The organism is Streptomyces sp. NBC_00996 (assembly GCF_045162675.1).
Taxonomy (GTDB): domain Bacteria; phylum Actinomycetota; class Actinomycetes; order Streptomycetales; family Streptomycetaceae; genus Streptomyces.
Map to the genome: position 1 here is coordinate 8,314,432 of NZ_CP108723.1, position 26,768 is coordinate 8,341,199.

A 26,768-nucleotide genomic window follows, 5' to 3' on the forward strand; every position below is an offset into this window, starting at 1 on the left:
GAACGCTGTTGAACAGGAACCGGAACCGAAGGGCAAGTTAGACACCGTGACGGTCATATCCGCTGCCGATCCGGCCGCGACCAGCACCGCTTCGGTGAACGGACCGGAGGACACTCCGCTCGACTGGGATGCCATCGACTGGCAGGTCCAGGAGGAGTCAGTACGGCGACTGCGGCAGAGAATCTTCACGGCATCGCAGGCAGGGGACCTCAAAAGGGTCCGCAACTTGCAGAAACTGATGCCCCGTTCCCGGTCCAACACGCTGGTCAGCGTGCGGCGGGTGACGGAGATCAACGCAGGACGCAAGACGGCCGGGATCGACGGTCAAGTGGTCCTGACCGCCTCGGGCAAGGCGGAGCTCACCCTCCGGGTTCAGCACCGGATCAGCCCGGACAGAGCCCGGCCCGTCAAGCGGGTGATATCCCCAAGTCAGGCGGCAGGAGACGCCCGCTCGGCATTCCCGTGATCCTGGACCGGGTTGAGCAAGCCCGGGTCTCCCAGGCACTGGAACCGGAGTGGGAAGCGCGGTTCGAGCCGAAGTCGTACGGCTTCCGGCCCGGCCGCAGCTGTCAGGACGCGATCGCGGCGATCTACTGGACGGCCAAGGGCAGCAAGGCCCGGCGCCGGTGGGTACTGGACGCGGATCTGGCAGCGGCGTTCGACCGAATCGACCACGACCACCTTCTCCAGCAGCTCGGTGCGTTCCCCGCACGGGAACAGATCGGGCAGTGGTTGCGAGCAGGTGTGGTCGAGGAAGGCCGGTTCACACCGACCGAGGAGGGAATTCCTCAAGGCGGTGTGATCAGCCCCGTGCTCCTGAACATCGTTCTGCACGGGATGGAGATGGCTGCGGGAGTGTGGGAGGCGTATCTGAGGGTCAAAGCCAATCGGGGTGCACCCGGGGCGGACGGCGTGTCGATCGAGCAGTTCGAGCAGAACCTCAAGGGGAATCTGTACAAGCTGTGCTTGAGCCGAGCTGCGGGGAAAGCCCGCACGGCCGGTTCTGAGGGGGGACCGTCGCAGCAATGCGACGGTCCTACCCGACTGTTCGCCGCCTACGCCACCACACGCGGACGCGCCCTGGTGGACCGGGAGTTGTACCTGCCCAAGTCATGGACCGACGACCGCGACCGCTGCCGCGCCGCCCACATCCCCGACGAGCGAACCTTCGCCACCAAGCCCGACCTGGCCAGGGCCATGGTGCTGCGGGCGATCGCCTCGCCGCTGCCCATCGCCTGGGTGACCGCAGACTCGGCCTACGGTCAGGAGTGGCGGCTTCGCCACATGCTGGAGGAGACCGGTCTGGGCTATGTGCTCGCTGTCCCCAAGTCCCAGCAGGTGCCCCGCTTCGGACGCATCGACCACCTCCTTTCCCAAGCACCCGACGAAGCGTGGGAGAGACACTCATGCGGCGACGGCGCCAAGGGCCCGCGCATCTACCACTGGGCCGCTCTGCAGATCACGTCCATCCAAGACTTCGACGACGAGATGCCCGCCCATCAGCGGTGGGCACTGGCCCCCCGCAGTATCAGCAAGCCCGACGAGATCGCCTACTACCTCGCCTACGCACGGCTCGGCACCACCATCGAGCACCTGGTCCGCGTCGCCGGGATGCGCTGGGCCATCGAGGAAGCCTTCCAGGCCGCGAAGAACGAATGCGGCCTCGACCAGTACGAAGTCCGCCGCTACACCGGCTGGATGCGGCACATCACCCTGGCCATACTGGCGCATGCCTTCCTGGCCGTCATGGCCGCCGACGCCACGGCAAAAGGGGCAGCAGAAACGGTTCCTGCCTCGCGCCCCTCGCCGTGGCAGAAGTTCGGCGGCTCCTGGCAACTGGCCACTCATCCATCGCCGTTCACCAGCCCCTCATCAGCGCACGCGCACTGAAGTGGTCACACTGGCGCAGACGACGTCAAGCCGTCGCCCGCCGCTGTCACTATCAGCGGCGGCTGCACACGATCGAGGGGCGGCCCGGGAAAGAGAACACAGGCCGGTGATCAGCCCTCTACACTCGCCCAGAACGCTCCTGAACAGGGAAAACGTCAAAGTGCTGCTGGAGTACTAATACTGCAACGGTGCTTTTTCTGAGTGTTGGCCAGTGTTCAGGGGCTGTGTCCGCGTCGTTCGTAGTGGCTGATGCGGGCTTTCGGGGGGCTGCGAACATGTCGATCAGGTCGCGGGGCGCTCCGCGGTCGGCGAGGGCGCGGACCTTGGTTCCGATCACGTCCTCCTCCGCGAGGACGGGCCCGTACCGGCTTTGGGCGACCGGCCGCCAGAAGATCTGCTTGAGGATGTCGACTTCGCATTCCTGCCCCGTGGCCGGGTCGGTCACAGTGAAGCGGGCGGACAGCGGGGCGGTCTCCAGCGCGTGCACCTTCCAGCCGCGGGCTTCCAGGCCGACGCGGAGCGTGGCGGCGATGTCGGCCATGGGCGCTGGGTTCTCGGTGGCGACGTCGAGGTCCTGGCTGGGGCGGCTCACGAGGCGGTGTGCCCGCACGGCGTATCCACCGGTGAGAGCCAGGGGATACGGGGAACCGAGCGTGAGCACATCTGCCAGGAGCCGTGTGTGCAGCTCCGGCATGTCCGTCACGCGGCTGCCCGGGTGCGGGAGGCGAGCTGGGGGAAGGCGTCTTCCCATACGGTGCGCACGGTGCGGCCGACGAGGGTGCGCAGCACCGGCCACAGCTGGAGGAGCAGGTCCTGGTTGAGGTAGCGGGGCAGGTCGTCGTGCAGGCCCTCGTGCAGGACGGTGCGGTACAGGCCCATACGCTGGCGCGGCTTGCCCAGGTCGTATGAGGTCATCCCGGACCAGGCCATGTGCAGCGGCAGCTCCACCACCCTGTGGGTCGGCCCGTGCAGCTCGTTCAGCGACTCCGGCAGACGCCGCCGGAACTTCTCCCGGTACAGCGCGAGGTCCTCGGCGACCGCACCCGAGAGGTCGCTCAGTGTGGGTGTGGGTGTGGGTGCGGGATGCTGTGGGCTGGAGGGCATGACCCCACTATGGCGGTTGGAGAGGTTGCGAGGGTCATGATGTGCGATCTGGCGTCCGGAGCGAGCGGGGCGGATCTCCGGGTGAGCTGGTTGCCGCAGTCTGCTCAGCTCGAGCAGCACGGACTCTCGGGCTTGACGCTCGTTTGACGCTCTGGGCGTCTGCACGAAGGACGATGAGCCGAGAAACCGGCTCTGACCAGGAGTTTTTTGGATCCCTTCAGGCCGACACCTTTCCGATGACGCATCACGTGGAGTGCGTCGCGATCCTCGAGCCCGTCGAAAAGGGTCACTGACCTGCGGGTTTCTGGGGTGTGCGGTAGGGGCGTCGGGTGCCTCGATCGTGGTCTTCGTGATCGGCTCGTTCCTGTCCGGAGCGGCCTCGTCGATGGACGAGCCGATCCTCTTCCGGGTGCTGCAGGGCAGGGGCGTCGGCGGCCTCGGCGCGGGCGAGTTCGCCCTCGGCAGCGCGCTGCTGCCGCCGCGTGAGCGGGTCACGTACCAGGGCAGGGTCGCCATCGTCATGGGCGTGGGCAGTTTCGGCGGCCTGCTGGTGGGCAGCGTCATCACCGGCCACCTGGGCTGGAGCCCGCCGGCTTGCCGCGCGGCCGCTCCCCTGCGTTCCGCGTCGGACCCACCACGGTGAAAGCCCACGCAGGTCACCGGCGAGCGCACATGCCCAGAGGCAGGGCGAACGTGTTCGTTACGGTGAGCCCGTGACTCCTGGAACCCCCGCACCCCGCAGCCGCCGTGAGCGGCCGGCCAAACCCGCCCTCACCTACGAGGGCATCGTCGCCACCGCGGTCCGTCTGATGGAAACCGAGGGACTGCAGCGCGTCACCATGCGCCGGCTCGCCCAGGAACTCGACACCGGCCCCGCCTCGCTGTACGTGTACGTGGCCAACACCGCCGAACTGCACGCGGCGATCCTGGAAGAGCTCCTGGGGGCCGTCGACCTGTCCCCGGCAACCACGGAGGGCGACTGGCGCGACCGGCTCACGCGGTTGCTCGGCTCCTACACGCACGTGCTGTTCGAACACCCCAGCCTGGCCCACTCGGCGTTGGTCGCCCGTCCCTCGGGTCCCCACTACCTGGCCGTCGTCGAGGCTGTCCTCGCGCTTCTGCACGAAGGCCGGGTGCCCGACGCCCAGGCCGCCTGGGGCGTGGACGTACTGCTTCAGGTGGCCACCGCCACCGCCGCCGAGCAGTCGACCCGCGCGCGATCCGTCGACGCCGAAGCCGACCACAACGCCCTCGTCGCCGTCCTGCGCCAAGCTTCCTCCGCTACGTATCCGCGCATCGCCGCGCTCGGCGCCGACCTCGTCTCCGGCACCCCCGAGCAGCGCCTCGCCTGGATCTTCCACGCGGTGATCAACGGCACCCTGACCACGCCACGCACCGCGCCCTGACAGGGGGCCGGACACGGTCCGGCCGATGAACACCGACACAGGCGAGGACGAGATCGCCACACGGCACGGTTCGTGGGCACTGATCGCCGGTGCGGCCGAGGGCGCAGGAGCCGCCTGCGGGCGCCTGCTCGCCGAGCGTGGGCAAGGAACCTGCTGCTCCTCGCCCGCCGCGCCGCGCCGAGCCGCGGCCACCCTGGGCGGCGGCCTGCTTCCCCGTCCTCGCGCACTTCTCCGGTCGGGTCCTCCTGAGGCGCGTTCACCCGTTCGGCCGACCCGCGTGGCGGCGCGCCGGGCCGAGGCGGAGGCTCGAAGTCCCCCAGGCGTTCGCCGCAGTGGGCGCGAACCCGCCGACACCATGCAAGGGGCCGACCATGAACCAGGACGCCTCGCAGCCGTCGGGCACTCCGCACGGCACCGGTACGGGAGCACAGCCGACCGGCGAGGGCAGACCGGTCTGGGGAGAGCAGGGACAGCGGGCAGGGACGGCCCCGAGAGCGGGCGGCCCCGGAGCGCCGCCGTCGGCCAGGAACGCCTGGGCGACCGGGGGCGTCACCTTCGCGGGGGTCCTGTTGCTGGTGAACGGCGTCCTCAACGTCCTCCAGGGCATTGCCGCGATCGCCCAGGACGAGGTGTACGCGCGCGTCGACAACTACATCTACCGGATCAACCTCACCGGCTGGGGCTGGATCCTGGTGGTCCTTGGCGTCGTCCTCGCCGTCACGGGCGCGGGCATCCTCAAGGGTGCCGAGTGGGCACGCCTCACCGGCATCGTGCTCGCCTCGCTGAGCATCATCGCCCAGTTCATGTTCCTGCCGTACGCGCCCCTCTGGGGTCTCATCATGATCGTCCTCGACTTCTTCGTGATCTGGGCGCTCGCCGTGTACAGGCCCGACGCCGCGCGGGCGTGAGCCGGCGCGGAGCCTGTCATGGCCGCTCACCCCGACCCCCTGGTGCTCGACGGCCGTCGGACCGTCCCGCCCCCGACGCCGAGGAGCTGACTGTGCCGGACAACGAGGTGCGCCGTGGCTGACGCGGCCGGCGGGCCGGACGCGCAGCAGGAGCTGTCCGAACTTCGGTCCCGGGTGGCGGAGTTGGAGAAGCGCGGCGGTCCCGCGGCCGCCAAGCACCGGGTGCGGTCGCTCGTCGCCGCCCTGCTGATCTTCCTCGCCGCCGTGCTCACCCCGTTGAGCGCGGTCGCGGCTTGGGCGAGCGACGAGATCGGGGACACCGACGAGTACGTGGCGACCGTGGCGCCCCTCGCCTCGGACCCGGATGTGCAGGCGGCCGTCGCCGACCGGGTGACCGACGCGGTGATGCAGAGGCTCGACCTGAAGACCCTTCTCGAGTCGGTCGCGCCCGAGGACCGGCCGCGGCTCACCAAGGCCCTGGACGCGCTGAGCGGACCGCTCACCAGTGGGCTGGAGGGCTTCGTGCACAGCACGGCCGAGAAGTTCGTCGGCAGTGACGCGTTCGCCACGCTGTGGACCCAGCTCAACGAGAGGGCGCACGCTGCCGCCGTGAAGGCTCTGACCGGGAGCGGCGGTGGTGCGGTGAAACTCACCAACGATGCCGTCGTCATCGATCTCGCGCCGGTCATCGACCAGGTCAAGCAGGCGCTGGTCGGCAAAGGACTCACCGTGGCGTCGAAGATCCCCGAGGTGCACACCGACTTCACGGTCATGACCTCCGAGTCCGTCGGCAAGGCCCAGAAGGTCTTCCGGCTGTTGCAACTCGCCGGATTCTGGCTCCCGTTGCTGACGCTGCTGCTCGCGGCGGCGGGCGTGCTCACCGCCGTCCGCAGACGCCGGGCCCTGGTCGCGGCCGCCCTCGCCGTGGCGGTCGGTGCCGCGGTCCTCGGACTCGGGCTCGTGGTCGCCCGCGCTCTGTACCTCGACAGTCTGCCGGCCGAGGTCTCCCAGGCGGCCGCGGGAACCGTCTACGACACCCTGGTGCGCTATCTGCGCACCACCGTACGCATGGTGATCACGCTCGGCGTCGTCGTGGCGCTGGCGGCCTGGCTGACCGGCGAGGGCCGGGCGGCCTCCAGGGTCCTGGCGGCGTGGACCGGTGGCATCGCCGCCGTACGGGACGCGACGGGTTTCGATGCCGGAGCGATCGGAGGCTGGGTGCACCGGACCAAGACCTGGCTCAACTGGACGGTGGTCGCCGTCGCCGCCGCCACCCTGATCGCCTGGGACCGTCCCACCGGCGCCGTCACTCTCTGGATCGCGCTGGGAGCCCTGCTGGTCCTGGCCCTGATCGAGTTCATCGACGACCGGGCACCGCACCTCGCAGACTCCCTAGGGAGCGGTCAGCGGGGTGCGGGCGGCGGTGTGGGGCGCACGAGCCCCGACTGAGAGGCGATGACGACGAGTTGGGCGCGATCGCGGGCGTTGAGCTTCGTCATGGCGCGGTGGATGTGGGTGCGTACGGTCAAGGGGCTGACCACGAGGTGCTCGGCGCCCGGTTCTCGGACGCGGTGGCCTTCTGCCGATGCCCGACCCCCCTTGAACAGTCAAACGCTGTAGCCCCCGTCGACCCCCAGCGCCTGCCCGGTGATGAAGCCCGCGCGGTCCGAGGCCAGGAACGCCACCGCTTCGGCGATGTCCGTCGCGTCGCCGAAGCGGCGCAGCGGGATGTTGCGCCGGGTGATGTCCAGCGCCGCCTCGTCCAACTCCCCGGAGCTGATCAGGCGCGCGGCGATACCGTCGGTCAGCATGCCGGGGCCGACACAGTTCACGCGGACCCCGTACCGCCCCTCTTCCGCGGCCAGCGCTCGCGCGACCGCCTCGACCGCCCCCTTCGTGCCCGACGAGAGCCCGTCGCGGACCGGGAAGCGTCGGGTGGCCACGGTGGTGACGGCGACGATGCTGCCCCCGCTCTCCCGCAGCCGGGGCAGCACGGGATGGACCAGGTTGAAGAACGCCCCGGCGTCTGCGTCGAGTTGGGCACGGTACTGGCTCGGTGTGACCTTGCTCAGATGCACCATCGGCACATGCGGACCCGCCGCGTACACGACGGTGTGGATACCGCCGAACGTCGAGTCGGCCTCGGCCACGGCCGCCGCCGTGGCCCGCTCGTCGCTCAGGTCGAGCCGCAGAGTCAGGACTTGACGCCCGCACTCCTTGACCTCACCGGCGAGTGAGTCGGCCGCGGCCTGGTGGGCGCGATACGTGAACGCCACGTCGCTGCCCCGCTCGGCCAGCATCCGCACGATCGCCGCGCCGATGCCGCCGGTGCCACCGGCGACGAACGCGGCCCCTGCCCTGCCGGAGAAGTCAGCCATCGAAGTGCCTCGCAGTCCCGGGGAGTCGGCGACAGTCGCGCGATGCACATACCCCGGCCCGTGGCTCGCCCACCGCGCCGTCAGGGACTCAGCTGTGACAGCTGGACGTCCTTGCTCGACAGGGTCATCGGTGTCGCCGAGACGGCCCGCACGCGGATGCGGGTGCCGGCCTTCGGGAGGGTGAACCTGCCGTCCGGTGGCAGGAGTCGGTAGCTGGCCGAGCCATGGCCCGGGAGCGTGGCGGGGCCGGCCGCGATGGACCAGTAGCGGCTCATGCCCTGGCCCGTGGTCAGAGTGAAGTGGGGGGCCAGGGCCGCGCCGCCGAGATTGGTGACACGGACGGTGAGTTCGGTGACGGCTCCGCCGGCGCGGCGGGCGCCGACGACGTCCATGCGAAGAGGCGGTGTCCCGGTGACCGCCAGGGTCACCGCCGCGGCGGTCGGGGCCAGCAGGAGCGCGGCCGCGGCCACCCGGGCCCCCCGCTTGTCCCGGCCGCGCAGGAAGGCGGGGCGGGGCTGCCACGCGGTGGTGAAGGACTGCCAGGGGGCGGTGACGGCCGCGGCCAGCCACAGCGGAGTCATCATCAGGTAGTAGCCGTCCTGCGAGCGCGTCGCCACATAGAACGCGCACCAGGGCAGCACCGTCGCCGCCGGCCCCAGCCGTCGGACGAACAGGACGAAGAGACCCAGCAGCCCCACGGCCAGCAGCAGACTCGCGTGGGAGTACCAGGTCAGCCGGTCGCTGCCGTCGGTGAAGTAGAGCGCGAGGCCGACCAGGCCCTGGCCGTGGATGTTCGCCTTCTGGGTGAGCGGGAGCGCGATGCCGGACAGCCATGAGCGGGGCTCGCTCACGATGAAGTACGCGTTGATCAGCAGCCAGGTCGTGGCGGCCACGCCGACGATCCGGCCCACGGCGATGGCGGCGGCGCGCGGGCCCAGCTCTCCACGGCGCAGCGCGTAGACCCCGGCCAGCAGGAACGGCGTGAGGAACCAGGGGAGTTGCTGGGCCGCGCAGGCCGCCCCCAGGCACACCGCCCGCACCCAGTCGGCGCGGCCGCCGCCGCCCATCCGCGGCCAGCCCGTCACCACCGGGATGAGCAGGGCGCAGGCGACGATCGCGGGGTAGCCGAGCCGGGCGTACGCGGGCAGCAGACCGAAGCCGAGGCAGACCAGGGTGGCCGCGGAACGCCACTGCACCGGCAGCATCCGCCACATCGTGATCGCGCCCAGGATGAGCGCCCCGGTGCTGACCATGACCGCCGCGGCCGGGCCGTGGCCGAACCGGAGCAGCGGCGCGGTGAGCAGCAGGGTCAGCGGCGGATAGCCGTACGTGTAGTCGTAGCCGCCGTTCATCGTCGCGGTGAGGGCGACGCCGTGTCCGAAGAGCCAGGGCCACGGCTGCCCGTAGACCTGGTGCCCGGCGAGGAACTCGTGGGCGGCCTGGGTGGTGAGGACCGACTCGTCACTGCCGCTGTGGTACATGGCGTACCCGCAGACGGCGAGCGTCACGGCGGTCACCAGTACGCAGAGGTCGAGCCGGGCCAGCGTACGGCCCCTGCGTACGACCAGGGTCAGGACGCCCGTCACGAGGATCGAGGCATAGCAGACCGAGACGATCGCGGCCACGACGAGACGGTGGCTCGCGGCCTGCGCCCACAAGGGGCGCGTGCCGATGAAGAGACTGATGTCGGCGAGCAGGGTCAGGACACGGTGCCACTGGGCGGGCGCCTCGTCCGGGTGCCACTGCGCGGGCACCTCGTCGGGCGAGGCCTTCGAGGGGGCCTGCCGACCGGTGGGCGACGGCCTGATTTCTGCCAAGTACACGGCTCCAGACGCTAATTCCTGCAGGTGAGCGGCGCGCGGCCGGACATGAAGAGTCCGGTGTGAGGCAGGTAAGAAGCGCGACCGTCCGTCTCGCGTCTCACGCGTTGGACAGGGAGACCTCGGTGGACTTGACGAGCGCCACCACCTGGGAGCCGGCGGCCAGACCGAGCTCCAGGGCCGCGTCCTTGGTGATCGCGGAGGTCAGTTCGCCGCCCGCGACCTCGACCTTGACGCGGGCCATGGCTCCGCCGGTGGTGACCTCGGTGACCGTGCCCGGCAGCTGGTTGCGGATGCTCACCCCGTCCACCGGGCCGGTGGCCAGGGACAACTCGGTGGACTTGACCAGGGCGCGCACGGTGGACCCGGTGGTCAGACCCAGGTCCTGTACGGCCTCCTGGGTGACGGCCGCGGTGATCTCCTGGCCACCGTCGAGACGGACCTTCACCGTCGCCATCACCTCGCCGGGAGTGACGGAGGTGACGGTGCCGGGGAGCTGGTTGCGGATGCTCAGGCTCATGGGGGAGGCCTCGATTGCGGTGAGGGGCGGTGAGTTTGGTCGACTATGTGCAGTTTGCCGTAGTCGGCGCTCCCGCAACCGCGTCGCGGACCGTGTCGCTGTTGGGCCGAACGGGTGACCATGCGTAAGAATTGCCCGGTGCAGACAACGAGTGCGAGCCAGGACGGGGCAGTCCAGTGAACAGCCACGACGTCACCGACGAACAGTGGGAGGGGCTCGCCCAGGTCGTTCCGTTGCGGGGCCGGGACGCGTGGCCGTCGGCGGTCGACCACCGGTCGATACCCGAGGCCGTGACCGAGGCCCGCCGCCGTTTCGTGGTCCTGCGGGTCAATGTGTTCGCGGACGCCCGCGACGTCGCCGAGACACTGATGGCGGGCATCCCCGTGCTGCTCGATCTGACCGGCGCGGAGACCGAGGTCGCCAAGCGGGTCCTGGACTTCAGTACAGGAGTGGTCTTCGGACTGGCGAGCGGGATGCACCGGGTCGACCGGAATGTGTTCCTGCTGACGCCGCCGGGGACCGAGGTGCGGGGGCTGATGGAGGGGGCGGGGGTTCCCGGGGTCTGATCGCGTGGCCGAGCCGGCGACCATGCGGCGGGTTCCGGACCCGGGCGCGGGCGGCGCGGTCCCTCGATCGTAGGAAGGTCTCCTGGGTGGAACGGTTCGCCTGACGGCGGAGACCTACCGTCCGGATATGACTGTGTCATCCCCGGAAGCCCCCGCGGCGGCGAAGGCGCGCCCCGACCGCCCGCGCGTCACCGAGCTACGGCTCGCCGCCTTCGCCACACACCGCCGCGTCCGGTTCCCGCTCGGACCGCTCACTCTTGTCACCGGCCCGAGCGGCAGCGGCAAGACCGTCGCCCTGCGGGCGTACGAGGCTCTGGCGCGGCTCGGCGGCGGCGCCGAGCTCGGGGAGGTGTTCCCGGACCCGGTCACCTGCGTGCCGGAACGGGCCCGGCCCGACGCCCAGCACCGACGGGGTTTCCGCATCGGCTGTACGGTCGACGGCCCCGAGGGCCCCGTGCGGCTCGACATCGCCGTCCAGGCCGAGCCCGAACTGCGCATCGTCGGCGAGCGATTGACGGCGAGCGGGCAGACCCTGCTGGAGACGGCGCTGCGCGATCCGGGCCGCCCGGTCGTACAGGCGGCCTGGCACACGGCGGGCTCGTCCGCGGTGACCCGCGGCCCGCTCCCCGACGACCGCCTCGGCACCGCCCTCCTGCCCCTGCGTGTCGCGGGCCGCACGGACGGCGAACGCCAAGTCCTCGCCGCCGCCGAGCAGATGGTCCTCGCGCTGCGCTCCGTCTACGCCTGCGACCCGAGCCCGCGCCACATGCGCGCACCCGCCAAGGTCGGCTCGGGCCGTCTGCTGCGGGGCTGCGACAACCTGGCCGAAGTGCTCTGGCGTACGCGATCGGAGTGCGGCCACCGCTACGCGCACCTGGTCGCGGCGGTACGGGCCGGATGCGCGGGCACCGTGGCGGACGTATTGGCCGAGCCACTCGGTGACGGCACGGTCCGCGCGCTCCTGGACCGGGGCGACGGCGTGCGTACGCACCTCGGGCTGCTCGGAGACGGCGAGTTGCGGTATCTCGCGCTGGCCCTGGTACTGCTCACCGGGCCCGGAGTGCTGGAGGTCGACCAGGCGGGAGAGGTCCCCGCGGCGCTCCAGTCGCTGACGGTCCTGGCCGACGGTTTCGACCGCTGCCTGGACGCCCGGCAGGCGGCGGAACTGGTGCGGCTGGCGGCGCGGATGTGCGAGCGCGGGCACATCCGGCTGGTGGGGGCGGTGAGCGACGCCTCGTGGGCCTGCGGGGTGGCCGGGGTCACGGTGGTAGACCTTGAGCCGTGACAGAACTGGACGTAGCGAAGCTGCAGCGCAGACTGGCCGAGTTCGCGGCCGCGCGGAACTGGCAGCCGTACCACACCCCCAAGAACCTGGTCGCCGCGCTGAGCGTCGAGGCCTCCGAACTGGTCGAGATCTTCCAGTGGTTGACGCCGGAGGAGTCGGCCCGGGTGATGGACGACGCGGACACCGCCCACCGCGTCACCGACGAGGTCGCCGATGTCCTGGCGTATCTGCTCCAGCTGTGCGAGGTGCTCGGCATCGACCCGCTCGCCGCGCTCGACGCGAAGATCGACCGGAACGAGCGGAGGTTTCCGGCACCAGAGAGGCCGTGAGGGAGCGTAAGAGGATCACCGCGGGTGCGGAGCAGACAAGCTCGTCACTCTACGGAGTCAGTGTGTTGTCCACATTCAACTCCGTGTCCACAGATTTCGGTCTTCCTCTGGCTTTTCGTCCCTTCGAGCTTCACTCTGGGTAGTGGACAAGGGAGTTCGGGCGGACGTGCGACGAGCGCGTCGGGAAAGACGGGGGCAGCCCATGGAGGCGGTGCGGCTCATCGTGGCGAGCAGGCGTGCCCTGGCGGAGAGCGGTGACACCCCGGAGGTGATGACGGAAGCGTGGCAGGCACAGTCCCTGGCCCAGGCGATAGGCAGCCGCCTCGCCGTCTCCGGACCTCCTGAACTCCGGGGCGAGGCGCTCGGGCTGACCGAGCTGGCGGGCCGGGGCTGCGGAGTCCTCGACACTCCCGCCCTCGGCGTGGGTGCCTTACGTGCCGCCCAGCTCACCGAGTTGGGCGACGCCCGCGAGGCGCTGCTCTGTCTCGGCGGTCTCCTCGGCGAGGTCGGCATCGCCCTCGTCGGGATCGCCTGCGCCGCGGACGACGAGGGGACGTACTGGCAGTGCATGGAGGCCATCGACGCGGCGGACGAATCCCGTGACCGGGTACTGGAGATGCTCAGACGCCTGGCGGTGCGGGACGAGAAGAGGGTGGTGGAACGGGGCTCGGCAGCGGGGTAGCTGTTTCAGCGCTCGTCCCGAAGGCCGGGCGGGCTGAAACCGACTGCCGGCCCCGTAAAGGGCTCTAGGAACTGCGCGACAAGCCCCCGCCGGCCCGCAGTCGAAGAACAACCCGACGGGGTCCGGGCGGAGCCCCAGGTAGGGGCGGCGGCGAAAACCCGTCGTGGACCTCGGCCGTGGTCCGCCTCGTCCGACCCGCCGGGCCGGCCACCGGAAAGACCACCGGGGACCCAAGTCCCCGGCGGGGTCGCCGGAGTTGACCGGGCGCTCGGGTCGCTACCCGAGCTGGGGCATCACTTCGGTCGCGATCAACTCCAGGTGGTCCAGGTCGTCGAGGTCCAGCATCTGGAGATACATGCGCTGCGAGCCCACGGCCCCGTACTGAGCGATCCGCTCGACGACTTCCGCGGGCGAGCCCGCGAGCCCGTTGGCCTTCAGCTCCTCGACGTCACGCCCAATGGCGTCGGCCCGACGCTTCACCTCGCTGTCGGTCTTGCCGACACAGGCGACGAGCGCGTTGGAGTACAGGAGTTCGTCCCCCTTGCGCCCGGTCTGCTCGGCCGCCGCGCGCACCCGGGCGAACTGCTGCTCCGTATCGGCGACGGACGCGAAGGGGATGTTGAACTCGTCGGCGTACCGCGCCGCGAGCGCCGGGGTCCGCTTGGCGCCATGTCCGCCGATGATGACGGGCACCTTCGATTGCGCGGGCTTCGGCAGCGCGGGCGAGTCCTTGAGCTGGTAGTACTTCCCGTCGAAGGTGAACCGCTCGCCGACGGGCGAGGCCCAGAGACCGGTGACGATGGCGAGCTGTTCTTCCAGCCGGCCGAACTTCTCCTTCGGGAACGGAATGCCGTACGCCTCGTGCTCGGCCTCGTACCAGCCGGACCCGAGACCGAGCTCCACGCGCCCGCCCGACATCTGGTCGACCTGTGCGACCTGGATCGCGAGGACACCGGGCAGTCGGAAGGTCCCGGCGGTCATCAGGGTGCCGAGGCGAATGCGGCTGGTTTCACGGGCGAGGCCGGCCAGTGTGATCCATGCGTCGGTGGGGCCGGGGAGGCCGCTGACGGATCCCATGTGCAAGTAATGGTCCGAACGGAAAAAGGCTCCGTAGTTGAGGTCTTCAGCGGCCTTGGCGACGCGGAGCAGCGTCTCGTAGGCAGCGCCTTGCTGCGGTTCTGTGAAGACTCGAAGATCCATGCATCCATCATGCACCGGTCACAACTGCCGCCCCGCCTTGAACCGCTGGCACACCCGCAACCATGGACCGACTTCGGTTCGGGGAAGGCGAGGCACCCAGGGCCTGATCCGAACAACAGGTCCTAGGCGGCGGGCTCGGCAGGCCCGGCGGTCCAGGTGATCCGAGGGGGCTCGACCCGAGCGCAGAGGGGGTTGCCGCATGCGTCGGTCAGGCCGAGGCGTCCGACCAGCAGGCCCTCGCGTGCCGCCGTGGCGAGCACCTCGGCGGGGACGGAGTCGATCATGAGTTTGGCGCGACGGAACATCGTGAAGGTGCCGGACTCGTCGACCGTGCCCCACGACAGGTAGATGAACCGGCGGCCCAGGCGGTCCTGCACATAGGGGCCTTTCACATCGGTGCCGGTCGGCGAGGCGGTCGCGGTGCACTCCAGGGTCCAGGTCGCGGACGCGGCGTCGCCCGGCTGTGGTTCGAGGAGTTCGGCCGGGCGGTCACGGCGCTGGACGGCGACATGGATGTTCTCGTACGCGGGGACGTTGCCGTCGGCGGGGGCGGGGCAGGTGAGTCCGGGCAGGTCGACGGCGTCGATACGGATGCGCATACCGGCCATCATCCCCGGGGCGGGCAGCGTCGTCGTACGCGGGCAGTTCACCCGTCCTCATGCGCGGGTCGCTCGCCATGCAGCCGCTTTGCCGAATCGGCAACAAGCCTCGCGAGGGCCGCGCGAGTGTCACAGGATCGGGAATCCATCTCGGCCAGGACAAGTCAGCGAACCGTGGAGGATTCATGCCGCAGCAGACCGCGGACGTCACCCATCGGCTGGTCTCCGCGCCCGCGGGCCGGATCCACCTCGTGGAGCAGGGCACAGGGCCGCTGGTTTTGCTCGTGCACGGGTTCCCGGAGTCCTGGTACTCCTGGCGCCATCAGCTGCCGGTACTGGCCGCGGCCGGGTACCGCGCGGTCGCCGTCGACGTGCGCGGTTACGGCCGTTCGTCCAAGCCCGATGCCACGGACGCGTACCGCATGTTCGAACTGGTCGAGGACAACGCGGCGGTGGTGCGGGCCCTCGGCGAGCGGCGGGCGGTGATCGTCGGGCACGACTGGGGGGCGACCATCGCCGCCCACTCGGCCCTCGTGCGACCGGACGTCTTCCGTGCCGTGGGGCTGCTCAGCGTGCCCTACACCCCGCCTGGCGGACCGCGGCCCAGTGAGGTCTTCGCGCGGATGAGCGGGGACGGAGGAGACGAGTTCTACGTCTCCTACTTCCAGGAGCCCGGCCGCGCCGAGGCCGAGATCGAGCCCGATGTGCGCGGCTGGCTCGCCGGTTTCTACGCCGCGCTCTCCTCCGACACCATGCCCCGACCCGGCGCGCCCGACCCGCACTTCGTCGGCCGGGGCGGGACGCTGCGCGACCGGTTCCCCGCCGGCCCGTTGCCCGCCTGGCTCAGTGAGAAGGATCTCGACGTCTACGCCGAGGAGTTCGAGCGGACCGGTATGGCCGGGCCGCTCAACCGCTACCGGAACATGGACCGGGACTGGGAAGACCTCGCCGGCTTCGACGGCGCCCCCATCGCCCAGCCGTCCCTCTTCATCGGCGGCGGCCTGGACGCCTCCACGACGTGGATGGCCGACGCGATCAAGGCCTATCCCACCACCTTGCCCGGCCTGGTCTCCTCCCACGTCCTCGACGGCTGCGGCCACTGGATCCAGCAGGAGCGTCCTGCGGAGATCAACCGGCTCCTGACGGACTGGCTCGCGTCCTTGCCGTCCTGAGGATTCGTTCCCGTTCATCCGTTCATGGCCCCAGGCCTCCGTTTCCGGAGGCCTGGGGCTTTGTCGCGGTGGTTCCGGCCAACCGGATCGGCTTGGTGGAATACGGGTGGGGGTATACGCTGATCGAGCGGATGGATACCCCCCGTGGTATCTGACCTGGGGAGGGAAGTGCATGTGCCGGAAAGTGCATGTGCCTGGCTCCCTCTTCCTCGCTGTTCCCCAACCCGAGTAGTGGAGTGCGTGATGTTCCGTTTCCTGCGTGGCCGCCCCGGCCGTCTGACCCCCGCCGAGGCCCATGCCCGTACGAGCGCGAGTGACGCGGTCCTGCTCGACGTGCGGGAGAAGTCGGAGTGGCAGGCCGGGCATGCTCCGTCCGCCGTCCATCTGCCGCTGGGCAGCCTGCTGGCCGGGGCCTCACTGCCGGGGGCGGCGCAGGGTAGGCCGGTCGTGGCGATCTGTCGTGGTGGGCACCGTTCCCGGCAGGCGGTCAAGGTGCTGGCCGGGCGGGGCGTGGACGTCGTCGACGTCAGCGGTGGAATGACTGCCTGGTGGCAGGCCGGACTGCCGGTGGTGGACGAGCGCGGCATGCCCGGCACCGTCGCCTGACGCCTCACCCGCCTCACTTCCGCATGCCCCCACCTGTACGGGTGGGGGCATATGTTCTCGCCTGACCCCATGTATACCCCCAGGGGTGTATCTAGAAATTCGTGAAGGAGTCCACCATGACCAGCACCGGCAGGGTCGCTGCCCCTCGCGCGGCCAAGGAACCCGCCGCTCCCGGCGGCTCCCCGCCCGGCCTCCTCGGACGGCTGCATCCTCGGCCTGGCGGTGCTCCTCGACGCCGCCCTTGTGCGGCTCGTAGGGTCGCTGCCCCTCGCGCGGCCAAGGAACCCGCCGCTCCCGGCGGCTCCCCGCCCGGCCTCCTCGGACGGCTGCATCCTCGGCCTGGCGGTGCTCCTCGACGCCGCCCTTGTGCGGCTCGTGCTGCTGCCCGTCCTGCTCCGGCTGGCCGGACGCGCCGGCTGGTGGAGCCCCGCGTGGCTGCACAAGGTGCTGCCCGACATCAAGTTCTCGCACGACTGACCCCCCCCGTGATCGGTGTCCCCGAACACCGTTCGCGGCCACCGATACCCCAGGGGGTACCATGATGCTGGAAGAACCCACCAGGAGGACCCACTCATGGCCATGACCGTCGACGAGGAAGCCAGCACCGCCATCCTCAACCGCCTGCGCCGCGCCCAGGGGCAGCTTGCCGGCGTCATCGCCATGATCGAGGCCGGCCGCGACTGCAAGGACGTCGTCACCCAACTCGCCGCCGTCTCCCGGGCCCTGGACCGGGCAGGCTTCAAGATCGTCGCCAGCGGCATGCGCCAGTGCATGGCGGCCACCGACGACGACACGCCCCCCATGACCGAGGCGGAACTCGAGAAGCTCTTCCTCGCCCTCGCCTGAGCGCCGGCGCCTGTCGGCCGAACGCTGGAAGCGAACGCGGCCGTCGCCGCTGCCCGCTACGGCCGCTCGTCCGCCGTGATCACGAAGACCGGCCGGGACCCGTTCGGCGAGTTCGTACGCGCGGTCCCGGAGGGCTATGGCGTGGACGGCCGCTTCGTCGGTGCGGGGCCCTGGCCAGGTCCAAGGCTTGTCTGTGATCGGCGACGCCGGTGCCGCTGAGGGGACGGTGTCGTCCTCCGGTGGGTGCGGGAGCGGGCCCCGAGGCGAAGCCGACTACATGGCGAACGGCCTCGACCCCGGCACCCTGCGGGCCATCAACCGCACCGACGCCGAAGCCGTCTTCCGCCCCGCCTGGCCGGCACCCTGCCGACTCCGGCCCGCCCGGCCCCGATTCGCCCGCGCCAGGCCGCTCAATGCGCCGCCGCCCGCCTCTTCTGCACGTTCGTCGAACCCGGCACCGACCGAGGCGAGCGAGCGCCGCGGTGGAAAAATGCCTGAGTAGGCCCAGGGTGTTCGCTGTACGTTGTGCAGGCGCGCCGAACAAGGGGCGCCGCGCGGGGGGCCGACCGCGGCGCTGCGTACGCACCGCTACGAGGGCGAGGAAGCGCCTGGAGCAGTGATCACCCGGGCGCGTTCTCCCCAGCCGTGGTTACCCGATCCCGGCGTGTGTGCACCCGGGGTGCACGGCTTTGCCGCACGGCAAGTATCCGCAGATCAGCAGACGTTTCGAGGCAGACCCACTGTGTTCCTGACGATCAGTACCACCGGTACCCCAGAGCGCCCCGCGACCGACCTCGGCTTTCTGCTGCACAAGCATCCCGACAAGGCGCAGGCGTTCTCGACCTCCTACGGCACGGCGCACGTCCTGTACCCGGAGGCGTCCGTCGAACGGTGCACGGCCGCGCTGCTGCTCGAGGTCGACGCGGTGGCGCTGGTGCGGCGGGGCAAGGGCAAGGGCCGCGGTGGGGCGCCCGACGCCGCGCTCGCGCAGTACGTCAACGACCGCCCGTACGCGGCCTCCTCCCTGCTCGCGGTGGCGCTGAGCGCTGTGTTCTCCAGCGCGATGAAGGGCCAGTGCACCGCGCAGCCCGAACTGCCGGAGCAGACCAGGCCGCTGCGGATCGAGGTGCCCGCGCTGCCCGCCCGCGGCGGTGCCGACCTCGTACGGGCGCTGTTCGAGCCGCTCGGATGGACAGTGACGGTCGAGGCGGTGGCGCTGGACGAGCAGTTCCCCGAGTGGGGCGACTCCCGCTATGTACGTCTGGAACTGGAAGCGACGCGGCTGACGCTCGCCGAAGCCCTGCGCCACCTCTACGTGCTGCTCCCGGTGCTCGACGACGCCAAGCACTACTGGGTGTCGTCCGACGAGGTCGACAAACTGCTGCGGTCGGGTGAGGGCTGGCTGCCGGACCACCCGGAGCAGAAGCTGATCACCAGCCGGTATCTCTCGCGCCGCTGGTCGCTGACGCGTGAGGCGATGGAGCGGCTGGAGCTCGTGCGGCTGGCCGAGGCCGACGACACCGAGGTCGAGGAGATCGACAACGCCGTCGACGAAGAGACGGACACCGAAGAGAAGCCGGTGCCGCTGGCCGTGCAGCGTCGGGACGCGATTCTCGCCGCGCTGCACGCGTCCGGCGCGGGCCGCGTCCTCGATCTCGGCTGTGGACAGGGCCAGTTGGTGCAGGCGCTGCTCCAGGACACGAGGTTCACCGAGATCGTCGGCGTCGACGTGTCGATGCGCGCGCTCACCATCGCCTCGCGGCGGCTCAAGCTCGACCGTATGGGCGAGCGGCAGGCATCGCGGGTACAGCTCCTCCAGGGCTCGCTCGCTTACACCGACAACCGCCTCAAGGGGTACGACGCCGCCGTGCTCAGCGAGGTCGTCGAGCACCTCGACCTGCCCCGGCTGCCCGCCCTGGAGTACGCGGTGTTCGGCTCCGCGCGCCCGCGGACGGTCCTCGTGACGACGCCGAACGTCGAGTACAACGTCCGCTGGGAGACCCTCCCGGCCGGACACTCCCGGCACGGCGACCACCGCTTCGAATGGACGCGGGAGGAGTTCCGGACCTGGGCCCGGACGGTGGCCGAACGGCACGGGTACGCCGTGGAGTTCACGCCGGTCGGCCCTGACGACTCCGAAGTGGGCCCGCCCACGCAGATGGCCACATTCACGCTCACCGCCCCGAAGGAGGAGAAGGCCGCATGACGAACGAGACGCATGCCGAGGCGCGCACCCTGCCCGTGACCGACCTGTCCCTCGTGGTGCTGATCGGCGCGTCCGGCTCGGGCAAGTCCACCTTCGCCCGCAAGCACTTCAAGCCGACCGAGGTGATCTCCTCCGACTTCTGCCGCGGCCTGGTCGCCGACGACGAGAACGATCAGAGCGCCAGCGGCGACGCCTTCGACCTACTGCACTACATCGCGGGCAAGCGGCTCGCGGCGGGCCGGCGGACCGTCGTGGACGCCACCAGCGTTCAGCAGGAGAGTCGCCGCCAGCTGATCGAACTCGCCAAGAGGTACGACGTGTTGCCCATCGCGATCGTGCTGGACGTGCCGGAGGACGTGTGCGCCGAGCGCAACGCCGCCCGCACCGACCGCGCCGACATGCCGCGCCGCGTCATCCAGCGCCACATCCGCGAACTCCGCCGCTCGCTGCGCCACTTGGAGCGCGAGGGGTTCAGAAAGGTGCACGTCCTGCGGGGCGTGGAGGAGATCGAGAGCGCCGAGGTCAGCACCGAGAAGCGGTTCAACGACCTGACCCACCTCACCGGCCCCTTCGACATCATCGGCGACATCCACGGCTGCGCCTCAGAACTGGAAAGCCTGCTCGGCAAGCTCGGTTACGTCGACGGGACGCACCCGCAGGGCCGTACGGCCGTCTTCGTCGGGGACCTCGTCGACCGCGGCCCGGACACCCCGGGCGTCCTGCGTCGGGTGATGTCCATGGTCGGCTCGGGCAACGCCCTGTGCGTGCCCGGCAACCACGAGAACAAGTACGGGCGTTACCTCAAGGGTCGCAAGGTCCAGCACACGCACGGCCTCGCCGAGACGATCGAGCAGATGGAGGGGGAGAGCGAGGAGTTCAGGAAGCGGGTGCGGGAGTTCCTCGACGGACTCGTCAGTCACTACGTACTCGACGGGGGCAAGCTCGTCGTCTGCCACGCCGGTCTGCCCGAGAAGTATCACGGGCGGACCTCCGGGCGGGTGCGCTCGCACGCGCTGTACGGCGACACGACCGGTGAGACGGACGAGTTCGGGCTGCCGGTGCGCTATCCGTGGGCGGAGGAGTACCGGGGCCGCGCGGCCGTCGTCTACGGTCACACCCCGGTTCCGACGGCCACCTGGCTGAACAACACCATCTGCCTCGACACGGGTGCCGTCTTCGGCGGCAAGCTCACCGCGCTGCGCTGGCCGGAGCGCGAGCTCGTCGACGTACCGGCCGAGCAGGTCTGGTACGAGCCGACGAGGCCGCTCGCCTCCGAGGCGCCCGGCGGTCACGAGGGCCGTCCGCTCGACCTCGCGGACGTGTACGGCCGGCGGGTCGTCGAGACGCGGTACGCCGGACGTGTGTCGGTCCGGGAGGAGAACGCGGCGGCGGCCCTGGAGGTCATGAGCCGCTTCGCCGAGGACCCACGGCTGCTGCCGTACCTCCCGCCGACCATGGCACCGACCGCGACCTCGCACATCGAGGGCTACCTGGAGCATCCCGCCGAGGCCTTCGCGCAGTACAAGGAGGACGGGGTCGCCCGGGTCGTGTGCGAGGAGAAGCACATGGGCTCGCGGGCGGTGGCGCTGGTCTGCCGGGACGCGGAGGTGGCACGCGAGCGCTTCGGTGTCGGGGGAGGCCCGACCGGGTCGCTCTACACCCGCACCGGGCGTCCCTTCTTCGACGACACCGCCGTCACCGAGGAGATCCTCGGCCGGGTGCGGGCCGCCGCGACCGAGGCCGGACTCTGGAAGGAACTCGAGACGGACTGGCTGCTGCTCGACGCCGAGTTGCTGCCGTGGTCGCTGAAGGCGTCCGGACTGCTGCGCAGTCAGTACGCGGCGGTCGGCGCCGCGTCCGGAGCCGCGTTCCCGGGAGCGCTGGCCGCACTCGAAGGGGCTGCGGAGCGCGGGGTCGACGTGCGGGACCTGCTGGCCCGGCAGCGTGAACGCGCCGCGGACGCCGAGGCGTTCACGGACGCCTACCGGCGCTACTGCTGGACCACGGAGGGCCTGGACGGTGTCCGACTGGCACCGTTCCAGATCCTCGCCGTCCAGGGTCGGAGCCTCGCCGCCGTGCCGCACGACGAGCAGCTTGCGCTGATCGACCGTCTTGTGGAACACGACGGGAGCGGTCTGCTGCAGACCACCCGGCGGCTCTTCGTCGACACCGGTGACCCGGAGTCGGTGCGGGCCGGCGTCGACTGGTGGCTGGAGATGACGGGCCGCGGGGGCGAGGGCATGGTCGTCAAGCCGGCCGGCGCGGTGGTGCGCGGTGCGCAGGGGCGACTTGTGCAGCCCGGCATCAAGTGCCGGGGGCGCGAGTACCTGCGGATCATCTACGGTCCGGAGTACACGCGTCCCGAGAACCTCGCGCGGCTGCGGGGGCGGTTCCTGAACCACAAGCGGTCGCTCGCGATCCGGGAGTACGCGCTGGGGCTCGAAGCCCTGGACCGGCTCGCGGAGGGCGAGCCGTTGTGGCGGGTGCACGAGGCCGTGTTCGGGGTACTGGCGCTGGAGTCGGAGCCGGTGGACCCGAGGCTGTGAGGCTTTCGCCCCCTCCGCCCCTACCCGTCCCGTACCTGGGGGCTCCGCCCCCAGACCCCCAAATGACTGCGCAGTTCCCCGCGCCCCTTTCAGGGGCGCGGGGAACTGCGCGATCAGCCCCCACGCACCCGCGGCCGCAGGGCTGGTCGGGACGGGTAGGGGCGGAGGGGGGCGAAAAACCCGCCCCCGTCACCCCACCCCCCGTCACCCCACCAACCGCAAACGCGCATCCGCCACCCCCACCCGCACCGTCTGCCCCCACACCAGCTCCACCGCATCCCCCTCCATCCCGTCGCCGAACGCGATGAGCCGGTCCGACTCGACGGTCAGGGACAGTCGGGCGGAGGAGATGAGTTCGCCGGCCACGAGTGACGTTCCGGTGGCGGGGGACGGCCAGGCCTCGCGGACGAACCAGAGGAGGCGTTCGTCCGCGGGGCCGGGCAGCGGCAGTTCGCCGCCTCGCTCCTGCCACACGGAGCGGAGCCAGCCGCTGGCTCCCGTCCCGGTGCCGACCAGGACCCCGGAGGAGGCCTGGGGCTCGACGGCACCCCCGTACTCGTCGAGCCCCAGCCGGTAGCGGGCCGTCTGATGGCCCGCGGCTCCCAGATAGATCTCGTTGAGCGCGACCAGCCGTTGCGTGTCGTCCGCGACCGCCTCGACCATGGTCAGCTCGTCGGCACGGCCGCCGTGCGCCGAGGCGAGCAGGGAGCCCGCGTCCTCGGGGCGGTGCCGCACCAGCACCCCCGGGTTGCGTCCGGGATCGGTGTCGATGCCCACCACCGGCTGGCCCGTCAGGTACTTGGCCACATTCGCGACCAGCCCGTCCTGCCCGGCCACGACCACGACGTCCTCCGGCGCGAACAGGAAACGGTCCAGGTCCGCGCGCTCCACCCGGGCCTGCCGCCAGGTCAGCGGGACCGCGGACACCACCTCGGCCAGTGCCTCCCGCGCCCGCCGGTGCCGCTCGGCCACCTCCTCGATGTCCCGCCCCCGGGAGGAGAGGAAGAACGCCGCCTGCCCGTGCGTGCCGTGCCGGGCCACCAACTCCTCGTACTCCGTGGTGCGATGGACGAGGACGACGCGCGGCGCGAGGCTCACGCCGGTTCCCCCGAGGCTCCGTTGCCCAGCTTGGCGAGCAGTCCTGTCAGGACGTCCGGCGACACCGTGACGCTCTCGATCCGCGGCAGGTTCTCCGCGAGCCGCGTGCCCGTCAGGGCGTGCAGCGTGGCGACGTCCACGTCCCCGTGGACCCGCAGCCAGGCGGCCTGCGCCTCGGCGCGTGCCGCACCGACCTCGCGCGCGGCCTGGGCCTCGGCCCCGGCGAGCCGCACCTTGCGGGTGGCCTCGGCCTCAGCGAGGCGCAGCGACCGGGTGGCCTCCGCCTCCGCGAGGCGAACCGTGCGCGCGGCCTCCGCCCCGGCGCGAACGGCGTCCGCCGCCGCGTGTTCCTCGGCCTCGCGCCGCGTGTTCGTGCCGCGCTGGTCGACCAACTGCTCCTCGCGTCTGGCGAGTTCGATCTGGCTGGCGAGTTCGTTCTCGGCGATGGCGCGCTCCCGCTCGACGGCGACGGCACGGCGCTCGTACGTCGCCTTGTCCGCGTCCTGCTGGATCTGCTCGCGGGCCGGCGTGCGCAGCGCCCGCTCCACCTCGGGCTCCGGGCGCAGCGCGACGACCCGTACGGCCACCACCTCGATCCCCGTCGCGGGCAGCCGGGGCTCTGCGGCGAGCCCGCCCGCGATCCGTTCCCGTACCGCCGCGACGCCGTCGACCAGAGCGGCCGCCAGCGACGTACGGGCCAGGACGTCGAGCGCGTGCTGCTGGGCCGTCTCGGTCAGCAGGGTGGAGAGCTGCTCCAGGGGAGCGCCGCGCCAGGCGCCCGTGTCGGGGTCGATGGAGAAGTCCAGGCGCGCGGCCGCGATCGCCGGATCGCTGATGCGGTAGGTGACCGTCGCCTGCACCGCGACGTCCTGGAAGTCGGACGTACGGGCGTGGAAGGTCATCGCCAACTCGCGGTCGTCGACCGGGACTTCGGAGAGCGCGGCGGTCAGGGAGCGGTACCAGAAGCTCAGTCCGGGGCCGTCGTGCACCAGGCTGCCGGAGCGGTGGTGCCGGACGTGGGCGGTCGGCGCCCCACGCAGATGGCGCCAGCCGAGACGCCGGGTGATGTCGGCCATGAGTACCCCCTTGTCGCCGGGCGATCCCGGCGACCCCTCGTTCCTCTTTTTCGTCACTGGGACGATAACGGCGGGGCCCACTTATCGTCAAGGGGACGAAATGAATGCGGCGCAGCTCTCGCGATCGGCGGGTGAACAGGCGTCCGGATGGTCAGGATGGAGGCATGGGATTCCATGTCGACTCCGAGGCCGGGCGGCTGCGCCGCGTCATCCTGCACCGGCCGGATCTTGAGCTCAAGAGGCTCACCCCCAGCAACAAGGACGCCCTGCTCTTCGACGACGTGCTGTGGGTGCGTCGGGCGCGCGCGGAGCACGACGGGTTCGCCGACGTACTGCGCGACCGCGGGGTCACCGTCCACCTCTTCGGCGACCTGCTCACCGAGGCCCTGGAGATCCCGGCGGCCAGATCGCTCGTCCTGGACCGGGTCTTCGACGAGAAGGAGTACGGGCCGCTCGCCACCGACCATCTGCGGGCCGCCTTCGAGACGCTGCCCGCCCCGGAGCTGGCGTCCGTGCTCGTCGGCGGCATGACCAAGCGGGAGTTCCTGGACGCCCACGCGGAGCCGACCTCGGTGCGCTTCCATGTCATGGACCTCGACGACTTCCTGCTCAGGCCGTTGCCCAACCATCTGTTCACCCGGGACACCTCCGCCTGGATCTACGACGGGGTCTCCATCAACGCCATGCGCTGGCCGGCCCGGCAGCGCGAGACCGTGCACTTCGAGGCGATCTACCGGCACCACCCGCTCTTCCGTGACGAGACCTTCCACCTCTGGTCGGAGGGGCAGATCGACTATCCGTCCACCATCGAGGGCGGCGACGTGCTCGTCATCGGCAATGGCGCGGTGCTCATCGGCATGAGTGAGCGGACCACGCCGCAGGCCGTCGAGATGCTCGCGCACAAGCTGTTCGCGGCGGGCTCGGCACGCACGATCGTGGCGCTCGACATGCCCAAGCGGCGGGCGCTGATGCACCTCGACACCGTAATGACGATGGTCGACGGCGACATCTTCACGCAGTACGCGGGGCTCGGCATGCTCCGCTCGTACACCATCGAACCGGGCGCGGAGGACAGCGAGTTGAAGGTCACCGACCATCCCCCGGAGCACATGCACCGTGCGATCGCCGCGGCGCTGGGTCTGAGCGAGATCCGTGTCCTGACCGCCACCCAGGACGTGCACGCGGCCGAGCGGGAGCAGTGGGACGACGGGTGCAACGTCCTCGCCGTCGAACCGGGCGTCGTGGTCGCCTACGAGCGGAACTCCACCACCAACACGCATCTGCGCAAGCAGGGCATCGAGGTCATCGAGATTCCGGGCAGCGAGCTGGGGCGGGGGCGGGGCGGGCCGCGCTGTATGAGCTGTCCGGTGGAACGCGAGGCCGTGTAGTCCCCGTATAGAAATTCTGGGCATCGTATAGAATTCCAAAGTCCTCGTCTTCGTAACCCTGGAGCGCCCCCATGGCGACAGTCCCGACCGCCCTCGCCGGCCGCCACTTCCTCAAGGAGCTGGACTTCACGGAAGAGGAGTTCCGCGGTCTGATCGAGCTGGCCGCCGCGCTCAAGGCGGCCAAGAAGGCCGGGACCGAGACCCCGTATCTGCGGGGCAGGAACATCGCGCTGATCTTCGAGAAGACCTCCACGCGTACGCGCTGCGCCTTCGAGGTCGCGGCGGCGGACCAGGGCGCCTCGACGACGTATCTGGACCCGTCCGGCTCACAGATGGGCCACAAGGAGTCCGTGAAGGACACCGCGCGCGTCCTCGGCCGGATGTTCGACGCCATCGAGTACCGGGGAGACAGCCAGGCCTCCGTCGAGGAACTGGCGGCGTACGCCGGTGTGCCCGTCTACAACGGTCTGACCGACGACTGGCACCCGACCCAGATGCTCGCCGACGTGCTCACGATGACCGAGCACTGCGACAAGCCGCTCGGTGAGATCGCCTTCGCCTACCTCGGCGACGCCCGCTTCAACATGGGCAACTCGTATCTGATCACCGGCGCGCTGCTCGGCATGGACGTCCGCGTCGTCGCCCCCAAGACCTACTGGCCGGCCGACGAGATCGTCACGCGGGCCCGCGAACTCGCCGAGCACAGCGGCGGCCGCGTCACCCTCACCGAGGACGTCTGTGAGGGTGTCCTCGGCGCGGACTTCGTCGCGACGGACGTGTGGGTCTCCATGGGCGAGCCCAAGGCGGTCTGGGACGAGCGCATCGCCGCGCTGTCCCCGTACGCCGTGACGATGGACGTGCTGCGCGCCACCGGCAACCCCGACGTGAAGTTCCTGCACTGCCTGCCGGCCTTCCACGACCTCGGCACCAAGGTCGGCCGCGAGCTGTACGAGACCCATGGCCTGGAATCCCTCGAGGTCACCGACGAGGTCTTCGAGTCGGCGCACTCGGTCGTCTTCGACGAGGCGGAGAACCGGCTGCACACCATCAAGGCGATCCTGGTCGCGACCCTGGCCTGACGACAGCCCCGTAGATCCTGGCCTGTCCCACCTCCCAGCAGGCCTTATCCTGACCGGCGGCCCG

The 26,768-nt window shown here is 70.7% G+C and carries 26 protein-coding genes and 3 pseudogenes; 19 read left to right on the forward strand and 10 right to left on the reverse strand.

All coding sequences use genetic code 11. The features are described 5' to 3' along the window. Positions 1-46: 46 nt before the first annotated feature. Together OG390_RS38695 and OG390_RS38700 are read left to right on the forward strand one after the other, a co-directional pair. The gene (locus tag OG390_RS38695) at positions 47-466 is read left to right on the forward strand and encodes a reverse transcriptase N-terminal domain-containing protein (RefSeq protein WP_406174429.1); all 420 of its coding nucleotides are present in this window, start codon (positions 47-49) and stop codon (positions 464-466) included. Beyond that, complete coding sequence (locus tag OG390_RS38700; protein ID WP_406174431.1) at positions 463-1,890, forward strand: IS701 family transposase; 1,428 nt, start codon at positions 463-465, stop codon at positions 1,888-1,890. The genes OG390_RS38695 and OG390_RS38700 overlap by 4 nt, the downstream gene beginning before the upstream one ends. A 259-nt stretch (positions 1,891-2,149) precedes the next feature. Here the strand turns inward: OG390_RS38700 and OG390_RS38705 are convergent. Both OG390_RS38705 and OG390_RS38710 read right to left on the reverse strand, forming a co-directional pair. Beyond that, positions 2,150-2,584, reverse strand: a pseudogene (locus tag OG390_RS38705) (nucleotidyl transferase AbiEii/AbiGii toxin family protein); the annotation flags it as partial. Positions 2,585-2,589: 5 nt separating this feature from the next. Next, positions 2,590-2,994: a hypothetical protein gene (locus tag OG390_RS38710; RefSeq protein WP_406174432.1), complete on the reverse strand. Its 405-nt coding sequence runs from the start codon at positions 2,992-2,994 to the stop codon at positions 2,590-2,592. Between the two features lie 340 nt (positions 2,995-3,334). On the opposite strand from OG390_RS38710, the gene OG390_RS38715 reads away from it, so the two are divergent. From OG390_RS38715 to OG390_RS38730, 4 genes are all read left to right on the forward strand, one after another. After that, on the forward strand, positions 3,335-3,637 hold the full coding sequence (locus OG390_RS38715) for a hypothetical protein (RefSeq protein ID WP_406174434.1): 303 nt from the start codon (positions 3,335-3,337) through the stop codon (positions 3,635-3,637). 70 nt (positions 3,638-3,707) lie between these two features. Further along, a complete protein-coding gene (locus tag OG390_RS38720; protein WP_406174436.1) occupies positions 3,708-4,400 on the forward strand; it encodes a TetR/AcrR family transcriptional regulator in 693 nt (230 codons plus the stop codon). A 371-nt stretch (positions 4,401-4,771) separates the two neighbouring features. Then, a complete protein-coding gene (locus OG390_RS38725; protein ID WP_406174438.1) occupies positions 4,772-5,308 on the forward strand; it encodes a hypothetical protein in 537 nt (178 codons plus the stop codon). Positions 5,309-5,422: 114 nt separating this feature from the next. Continuing rightward, positions 5,423-6,757, forward strand: a complete 1,335-nt coding sequence (locus OG390_RS38730; protein ID WP_406174439.1) for a hypothetical protein — start codon at positions 5,423-5,425, stop codon at positions 6,755-6,757. Here OG390_RS38730 and OG390_RS38735 read toward each other — a convergent pair. The 4 genes and pseudogenes from OG390_RS38735 to OG390_RS38750 all read right to left on the reverse strand — a co-directional run. After that, a pseudogene (locus tag OG390_RS38735) lies at positions 6,712-6,861 on the reverse strand (response regulator transcription factor); the annotation flags it as partial. The gene OG390_RS38730 and the pseudogene OG390_RS38735 overlap by 46 nt on opposite strands. 54 nt (positions 6,862-6,915) lie before the next feature. Further along, on the reverse strand, positions 6,916-7,686 hold the full coding sequence (locus tag OG390_RS38740; protein ID WP_406174441.1) for an SDR family NAD(P)-dependent oxidoreductase: 771 nt from the start codon (positions 7,684-7,686) through the stop codon (positions 6,916-6,918). Positions 7,687-7,766: 80 nt separating this feature from the next. Further along, a complete protein-coding gene (locus tag OG390_RS38745) occupies positions 7,767-9,509 on the reverse strand; it encodes a hypothetical protein (protein WP_406174443.1) in 1,743 nt (580 codons plus the stop codon). Between the two features lie 97 nt (positions 9,510-9,606). Further along, positions 9,607-10,026, reverse strand: a complete 420-nt coding sequence (locus tag OG390_RS38750) for a molybdopterin-binding protein (protein WP_406174445.1) — start codon at positions 10,024-10,026, stop codon at positions 9,607-9,609. A 176-nt stretch (positions 10,027-10,202) separates the two neighbouring features. Here OG390_RS38750 and sepF point away from each other — a divergent pair, with 176 nt between their 5' ends. From sepF to OG390_RS38770, 4 genes are all read left to right on the forward strand, one after another. Then, entirely contained in the window at positions 10,203-10,592 is a 390-nt protein-coding gene (gene sepF, locus OG390_RS38755; protein ID WP_399084466.1) for a cell division protein SepF, read from the forward strand. 127 nt (positions 10,593-10,719) lie between these two features. Further along, positions 10,720-11,877 (forward strand): AAA family ATPase, encoded by a 1,158-nt coding sequence (locus OG390_RS38760; RefSeq protein ID WP_406174446.1) that lies wholly within the window; start codon positions 10,720-10,722, stop codon positions 11,875-11,877. Then, positions 11,874-12,206, forward strand: a complete 333-nt coding sequence (locus OG390_RS38765) for a nucleotide pyrophosphohydrolase (RefSeq protein ID WP_406174448.1) — start codon at positions 11,874-11,876, stop codon at positions 12,204-12,206. Before OG390_RS38760 ends, OG390_RS38765 begins: the two co-directional genes overlap by 4 nt. A gap of 202 nt (positions 12,207-12,408) precedes the next feature. Continuing rightward, on the forward strand, positions 12,409-12,888 hold the full coding sequence (locus tag OG390_RS38770) for a DUF6099 family protein (protein ID WP_399084549.1): 480 nt from the start codon (positions 12,409-12,411) through the stop codon (positions 12,886-12,888). Between the two features lie 276 nt (positions 12,889-13,164). Here OG390_RS38770 and OG390_RS38775 read toward each other — a convergent pair whose 3' ends face one another. Both OG390_RS38775 and OG390_RS38780 read right to left on the reverse strand, forming a co-directional pair. After that, on the reverse strand, positions 13,165-14,088 hold the full coding sequence (locus tag OG390_RS38775; RefSeq protein ID WP_406174449.1) for an LLM class F420-dependent oxidoreductase: 924 nt from the start codon (positions 14,086-14,088) through the stop codon (positions 13,165-13,167). 122 nt (positions 14,089-14,210) lie between these two features. Then, positions 14,211-14,687, reverse strand: coding sequence for a DUF5990 family protein (locus tag OG390_RS38780; protein ID WP_406174451.1), 477 nt, complete (start codon positions 14,685-14,687; stop codon positions 14,211-14,213). Between the two features lie 185 nt (positions 14,688-14,872). Here OG390_RS38780 and OG390_RS38785 point away from each other — a divergent pair, with 185 nt between their 5' ends. The 7 genes and pseudogenes from OG390_RS38785 to OG390_RS38815 all read left to right on the forward strand — a co-directional run bounded on the left by OG390_RS38785 (position 14,873) and on the right by OG390_RS38815 (position 22,063). Continuing rightward, positions 14,873-15,859, forward strand: coding sequence for an alpha/beta fold hydrolase (locus OG390_RS38785; protein ID WP_406174453.1), 987 nt, complete (start codon positions 14,873-14,875; stop codon positions 15,857-15,859). 243 nt (positions 15,860-16,102) lie between these two features. Then, entirely contained in the window at positions 16,103-16,465 is a 363-nt protein-coding gene (locus OG390_RS38790) for a rhodanese-like domain-containing protein (RefSeq protein WP_406174454.1), read from the forward strand. Between the two features lie 222 nt (positions 16,466-16,687). Further along, positions 16,688-16,942 (forward strand): hypothetical protein, encoded by a 255-nt coding sequence (locus tag OG390_RS38795; RefSeq protein ID WP_406174456.1) that lies wholly within the window; start codon positions 16,688-16,690, stop codon positions 16,940-16,942. A 102-nt stretch (positions 16,943-17,044) separates the two neighbouring features. Further along, the gene (locus OG390_RS38800; RefSeq protein WP_406178119.1) at positions 17,045-17,311 is read left to right on the forward strand and encodes a metal-sensitive transcriptional regulator; all 267 of its coding nucleotides are present in this window, start codon (positions 17,045-17,047) and stop codon (positions 17,309-17,311) included. 33 nt (positions 17,312-17,344) lie between these two features. Further along, positions 17,345-17,509: pseudogene (locus OG390_RS38805) on the forward strand (5-dehydro-2-deoxygluconokinase); the annotation flags it as partial. 544 nt (positions 17,510-18,053) lie between these two features. After that, the gene (locus OG390_RS38810) at positions 18,054-19,517 is read left to right on the forward strand and encodes a 3' terminal RNA ribose 2'-O-methyltransferase Hen1 (RefSeq protein WP_406174458.1); all 1,464 of its coding nucleotides are present in this window, start codon (positions 18,054-18,056) and stop codon (positions 19,515-19,517) included. After that, positions 19,514-22,063 carry a polynucleotide kinase-phosphatase gene (locus OG390_RS38815; RefSeq protein ID WP_406174460.1) on the forward strand — a complete coding sequence of 850 codons (2,550 nt, stop codon included), beginning with the start codon at positions 19,514-19,516 and terminating at the stop codon, positions 22,061-22,063. The genes OG390_RS38810 and OG390_RS38815 overlap by 4 nt, the downstream gene beginning before the upstream one ends. 204 nt (positions 22,064-22,267) lie before the next feature. On the opposite strand, the gene OG390_RS38820 is transcribed toward OG390_RS38815, so the two are convergent. After that, on the reverse strand, positions 22,268-23,161 hold the full coding sequence (locus OG390_RS38820; RefSeq protein ID WP_406174461.1) for a hypothetical protein: 894 nt from the start codon (positions 23,159-23,161) through the stop codon (positions 22,268-22,270). Next, the gene (locus tag OG390_RS38825; RefSeq protein ID WP_406174463.1) at positions 23,158-24,237 is read right to left on the reverse strand and encodes an SPFH domain-containing protein; all 1,080 of its coding nucleotides are present in this window, start codon (positions 24,235-24,237) and stop codon (positions 23,158-23,160) included. The genes OG390_RS38820 and OG390_RS38825 overlap by 4 nt, the downstream gene beginning before the upstream one ends. A 164-nt stretch (positions 24,238-24,401) precedes the next feature. Here OG390_RS38825 and OG390_RS38830 point away from each other — a divergent pair, with 164 nt between their 5' ends. Then, the gene (locus OG390_RS38830; protein WP_406174465.1) at positions 24,402-25,625 is read left to right on the forward strand and encodes an arginine deiminase; all 1,224 of its coding nucleotides are present in this window, start codon (positions 24,402-24,404) and stop codon (positions 25,623-25,625) included. A gap of 71 nt (positions 25,626-25,696) precedes the next feature. Next, complete coding sequence (gene argF, locus OG390_RS38835; RefSeq protein WP_406174467.1) at positions 25,697-26,704, forward strand: ornithine carbamoyltransferase; 1,008 nt, start codon at positions 25,697-25,699, stop codon at positions 26,702-26,704. Positions 26,705-26,768: the final 64 nt, after the last annotated feature.